4 protein-coding genes and 1 pseudogene are annotated in these 5,770 nt (G+C 62.6%); all 5 read left to right on the forward strand.

Features of this window, described 5'->3' with window-relative positions:
- A partial coding sequence (locus H5P28_RS15530) for a hypothetical protein (protein ID WP_221773445.1) occupies positions 1 to 200 on the forward strand: 200 nt, incomplete at its 5' end.
- 17 nt (positions 201 to 217) lie between these two features.
- A complete protein-coding gene (locus H5P28_RS15535; RefSeq protein WP_185676386.1) occupies positions 218 to 2,983 on the forward strand; it encodes a thrombospondin type 3 repeat-containing protein in 2,766 nt (921 codons plus the stop codon).
- A gap of 59 nt (positions 2,984 to 3,042) precedes the next feature.
- Entirely contained in the window at positions 3,043 to 3,903 is an 861-nt protein-coding gene (locus tag H5P28_RS15540) for a coiled-coil domain-containing protein (RefSeq protein WP_185676625.1), read from the forward strand.
- A 28-nt stretch (positions 3,904 to 3,931) separates the two neighbouring features.
- Complete coding sequence (locus H5P28_RS15545) at positions 3,932 to 5,020, forward strand: hypothetical protein (RefSeq protein ID WP_185676626.1); 1,089 nt, start codon at positions 3,932 to 3,934, stop codon at positions 5,018 to 5,020.
- A gap of 94 nt (positions 5,021 to 5,114) precedes the next feature.
- Positions 5,115 to 5,770, forward strand: a pseudogene (locus H5P28_RS15550) (hypothetical protein); the annotation flags it as partial.

Genomic DNA, 5,770 nt, shown 5'->3' on the forward strand with positions numbered 1-5,770 from the left:
CTACTGCCCTGCCTCTTGTTGTCTTGCTTGCCACCTCTTCCGTCCTGAGTGCTCAGGAGCCCTCGGGGGGGACCCTGATCGAAATGTCCGGGATCGGCGGCTTTATTCTGACCGCGTACCTGCTGATGTTTCTGGGGCGCAGGAATCCGGAGGGGAAGCTGGCCCGCTTCGCGGCAAAGATTCTGCCCGGCAGGCGTTAACCTCGGAAAGGCTCCCCATGTTCCGAGTTAGCGCAGCCGTTTTCGGGCTTTCGCTAGCCCTCTTCACCGGCCCCTTGAGCGGGCAGGTTTCCTTGCCGTATGAGACGGATTTCGAGTCGGCGGCGGGGTATGTGCCCGGCAATCCGCCGGGCCTGGCTCCCTGGAGCGCGGGCGGTTCGGGCGCGGTAGTGACCGCGGTTGATTCGGCTTCGGCGGCGCAGTCGATTTTGTTTCCGGACGGGGTGTCGGGCTTTCTGAGGGGGAGCTTCGGCGGTGCTCAGCCGGGGGCGGTGACCTTTGTCGATTTTTACTTAAAACCCATGGCCGGGTCGCAGGAGAGCCTGCCGCAGGTTTCCAGTACGGAGACCTCGGCCATGACCGGCGTGGTGGAGAGTGCGGGCGCGGGCTGGCTGTACGCCGTGCATGGCGACGGGCAGGGCGGCGGAGAGTGGCAACTGGTGCCGCGCTCCTTTGCGTTGAACGACGGTGTATCCACAAACTGGATACGCCTGACCTACCGGCTCAACTACGCGACCAAGACCTGGGACCTGTACCTGGACGAAGACCTCGTGGCGACGGACTTGGGCTTTATTGACGATGTGCTGGAGAGTTTCAGCTCGTTCCGGCTCAAGGGCGGTGGGCTGGCACCGGTGTATTTTGACTTCTTCTACGCCGGGTACGACAACCCGATCTTCCTCGACAGCGACGGGGACGGCATGAGCGACGCCTACGAAATCGCCAGCGGCCTGAACCCGAACATGGACGACCGCTACGGGGACCTCGACTTTGACGGGATCGCGAACATCCACGAGTTCCTCTACGACCTGGCGGCGGGCAACCCGGACAGCGACGGGGACGGCGTGCATGACGGGTGGGAATTCGCCTTCGGGGGCGATCCGGCGGCGGCGGACAACTACACCCTGGCTGCGCTGCCCTACACGGACAGTTTTGAGAACCACCCCACGGCCAACGTGACCAGTGCGGGCGGTTGGGCCTATCAGGGAGGCAATGAGCCGCAGCTCAGCAGTGCCGAGGCCGCCGCTGGCAGTTACTCGGTGTTTGTCAACGCCTCCACCTCCTCGACGGCGCTTTATAATCTCTTCACGGCGGTGCCCGACACCGTGGTCTGGGTGGACTTCGCGCTCAAGCCGGGAATGCTGGCCGAGGAACCCGCCCTGAGTGCGGCGACATCGGCGGGCTTTTACTTTAACGACGAGGGGCTGCTGCGGGCTTTTGACGGCGCGGTCCTGCCGATGGGCGGCTGGCAGACACTGGCCCACGAGCACGTCCAGAGCGATCAGTGGCAGCGGCTCACCGTCCAGCTCAACTACACCACGCAGCGCTGGGCGGTGTACCTCAACGGGGTGCGCCTGGCCAATGGACTTGGCTTTGCCAACGCGGTGCCGTTCTTTCAGTCCTTCCGGATGACGGAGTCCGAGGGCGGTGAGACTTACCTGGACGCGGTGCAGGTCGGCTACACCGAGCCCGCCGATCTCGACAACGACGGTGACGGCCTGAGCAATGCCTGGGAAATCGCCGCTGCCGCTCACGGTTACGACCCGGAGAACGCCTACTCGGCCGACCCGACCGGCATGGTGCGCGATGATTATTACGACCTGGACCGGGACGGGCTGGGCACGCTGGCGGAGCTGGCCGCCGGGACCGACTTTACCAACCCGGACACGGACGGCGACGGCCTGCTCGATGGTGCCGAAAGCACACTGGGCGAGGACCCGCTGGTGGCGGGGAGTTTCAACGCGCTCAGCGCGGACAGCAACGGCATCTACTCCTGGCAGGCCGGATTCGAGCCCGCGGAGGGCTACAGCGTCGCCGCCCTGAGCGGGCAAAACCGTTGGCGTACCGACTCGGCGCTGGTGACCGTGAGCGCGGCGCAGGCGCAGGCCGGGACTCAATCCGTGACCCTGGAGACCGCGGCGAGCGAGGCGGTTTCCGCCGAGCAGTGGCTGGCTTCACCGGTCGGGGCGAGCGTGGTCTGGGTGAGCTTTTATGCCAAACTGACCCCCGGCGGCCTGCCCGACCTCTCGCAGCGCGAGACGCTCGGGGCGGCTTACTTCACGACCGACGAGGCAGGCACCCTGCACGTTTATGACGGGGGCAGCAGCCAGTGGCTGGATGCCGGTCTGGCCGTGAACGCGGCCAACTGGATGCGCTTCGATGTCCGCCTCGACTACGCGGCCAAGACCTGGAGCCTCTGGGCCGATGCGACGGAGGTTGCCCTTGACGTGGGCTTTGCCAACACGGCCATCGCCGGCTTCACGCGGGTCCGCTTCGAGCAGTTGAGCCAGTCCGAGAGCCAGGGCTTTATCGACTCGTTACGTGTGTCCACCGCCATGCCAGCGGAGCTCTCCCCGTGGGGCATGGTCCCCGAGGACTGGAAGCAGGCACTCGTCGATGCTGACGACTCCGACGCCATCACCAGCACGGCCCAGGTCCTGCCGGGAGATGATTACGACGGCGACGGCCTGAGCAACGAGGAGGAGTTCCGGCAGGGCAAATCGCCCACCGTGGCCGATGCCGATGTGCTGTACTACGTCTCGGCCGACACCGGCAATGACGTTTACTACAACGGCCTCAGCCTCTACCCCGGCCAGCCCAGCAGCCTGCACGGCCCCAAGGCCACCCTCTCTGGTGTCTTCGCTGCCGCCGCCGATGAAAGCCGCATCCTCGTGCAAGCCTCGTCCATCGCCTACGACGAGACCACCCTCAACCTCAACGGCAAAAACCTCACCCTCCGCCCCAACGGCGACGTTACCCTGAGGTAGTTTTTGCCCCCTTACGTGAGCCCGCTCCCGACCTCCCTGCACCCTTTACCCCGGACACCATGAATCTCCTCCACTGCCTCGCTGTCATGCCCTTGCTCGCCTTGCCCCTGATGGCGGAGCCCTCTGCCGGGGAAGGTCGTGCCTCGCCGTCCCCGCAGGCGATCGAGGCCGTGCAGGGGGATGAGGCGGCGCAGGCGCGGGCCCTGCGAGAGTCCCTGCATGCGTCACGAGAGCAGATGCTCGCCCAACTGGAACAGGCATCCTCCCCTCAGGACAAGCGTGCGGTGATCGAACAATGGCGTCAGCAGTCCCGTCCCTTGATTGAACAGCTTGAGCAGCAGCGTTCGGAGGCAGGCGTGGAGAGTGCTTCTGCCCGCACCAGTGCCTCCGGTAAGAAAGCTTCACCCACCTGGACCCGCCCGCCAATCCCCGACAACCTCTCCGCCGCCGAACGCGAGCAATTCGAACTGCGCTACGATGTGCGCGAGGCACAGATGGCGATGCTTGCCCAGTTGGAGAATGCCAGCCCGCAGCAGCGGCGCCAGGTGATGGAGGACTTCCGCGAACAAAACGCCCAGCGCATGACACGCCTGCGCGAGTTGTCGGAAGAGGCGTCCTTCTCCGCGGTTGCCCAGTCCCGGGGCGGGCAAGCATCCGCCCGCTCATCGGCCCACCTGGAGTTGCATGACATCCCCGCCAACCTCCCGGCCGAGCAGAAAGCCAGGCTCCAGGCCCGTAACGAACGCCTTGCCGCCGTCAACGAATTGACCGCCACGCTCGCCAACGCCTCCCCCGAGGAACGCCGCGCCGCCATCGACGCCTACCGCGAGAAAATGACCACCTTGCGCGAGTCCTTGTCCGCCACTGGAACGATTTCCCCGGCACGCTCTGAAGCGACCTCCGCCACGTCCGCCGACTAACCCTCTTCACGCCCAACCCACGACCACCATGAAACGCACCCTCCCAACCCTGCTTGCCTCCTTCTTCCTCGCAAGCCTCACCCCCTTCACCCTCCACGCCGACTCCCTCACCGTCGAAGGTGACCTTAAGGTCGAGGCTTCCGGCACCGCCCAAGGCGACCTCGCCGTGGACAACAAACTCACCGTCAACCCAGGCTCAGGCGTCAAATCCGCCTTCACCGTCGAACCAAACGGAGTCATCTGGGCCGGCGAGGGCACCTCGTACAACGCCACCGAGATGATCCCCGAAGGTCCCGGTGCTCGTTTGATGTGGATACCTCAAAAGGGGGCGTTCAGGGTCGGAAGAGTGCGGAATGATTATTGGGACATAGAAGAGCTAGGTAATATTGGGTTTGGCTCCGTGGGCTTGGGTAACGGTCGTGCCAAAGGTATGCATGCTACAGCGTGGGGGCATGGTAGTGCGGATGGCGAATATTCAACAGCCTGGGGGAACTATGCCTCTGCGGATGGCGAATATTCAACAGCTTGGGGGCGCTATGCCTCTGCGGATGGGAAGTATTCAACGGCCTGGGGGGAGGAAGGTGTTGCCACGGGTGTTGTTGCTACTGTGTGGGGATATTATAATTACGCTGGAGGTGTCGCTTCAACGGCCTGGGGAGATGGAAGTATGGCTTTAGGGTGGGGGTCTACTGCTTGGGGAGTCTCAACAAGTGCAGAAGCATACCTTGCGTCTGCATTTGGGCGTTATAATATTGGTGGTTTTACATATTTTGATGATGGCAATAGCAACAATGACGGAGATAAGAAATGGTTTGATCTGGACCCTCTTCTAGAGATTGGAAATGGTACCCATTATAGCCATCGATCCAATGCCCTGACCGTCATCAAAAACGGCCAAACGACCCTGCAAAACAAGTACTGGGACGAGGAAAATCCCACGGCGATCCCCGCTGACCCGAACACGACTCTGGCCGGCGACCAGTCCTCCGCTGGCGAGGCTCTCGTTGTCAAAGGTCATGCACGCTTCGGGGGTAATGTCACAATGCCCCGCCAGGGCGATATCTGGATGGGGGCTTTTGGTAATCCTGAGGATTCGGGACAACAGGGGGGCTCTTGACCTCTTGGTTCTCGCTGCCACTGACTGAATCGTCCTGACCAAGCGCCAACTACTGTTTCCTCATGCCCGCTTTCATTGATTGAAACTTTCTGCCATGACTCGCTGCTCGCTGTTTTCCATTATCCTTGCCCTCCTGAGTCTGCCTGCCTGGGCCGATTCAGGAGCGGCCTCTTATCCCCAATGGTGGCTGAGCCGGGCCGTTGTTAATTCTCAGCCCCCCGCGCCCTCTGACCCCGCTTACCCGGCCTGGTTGGATGCCAACTACGCCCCCGCCAACCTCGGGCAAGCCAAGCATCTGGCCAAGGCAGCCTATCTGGAGATGGAATCGCAGGAAACGGGGAGTGCCGGGAGCGAGGTCGCCTCGATGGTGGCCAACTTCTCGACAAACCCCGGTATCAACTACGCCCCCTTGAACCTGGGCCAACTCAAGGCGCTCGCAAAACCCTTTTATGACGTCATGCACGCTGCCGATGGTTTTATCATCGTGCTTTCGGACGGAACATCTCTTTCTTCCGGAGAGTACCCTTGGGACCCGGCCACCCCTCTCTCCGCCAACTACGCCCCCGCCAACCTCGGACAACTCAAATATGTCTTCTCCTTTTCCCTGGAAGAGTGGGGGGTAGAAGTTACTCCTCCTGAGGTGCCCGGAGAGTATGAGCGAGCCTTTGTTTATCTTGTCGAGCCTACGATCAGGTACGCTGTTGTTGGGCAAGCGATTGGTTTGAAAGCTGTGGCAAGTTTTCCGGGAGA

The sequence above is a fragment of the Ruficoccus amylovorans genome, assembly GCF_014230085.1.
GTDB classification, from domain to species: Bacteria; Verrucomicrobiota; Verrucomicrobiia; order Opitutales; family Cerasicoccaceae; genus Ruficoccus; species Ruficoccus amylovorans.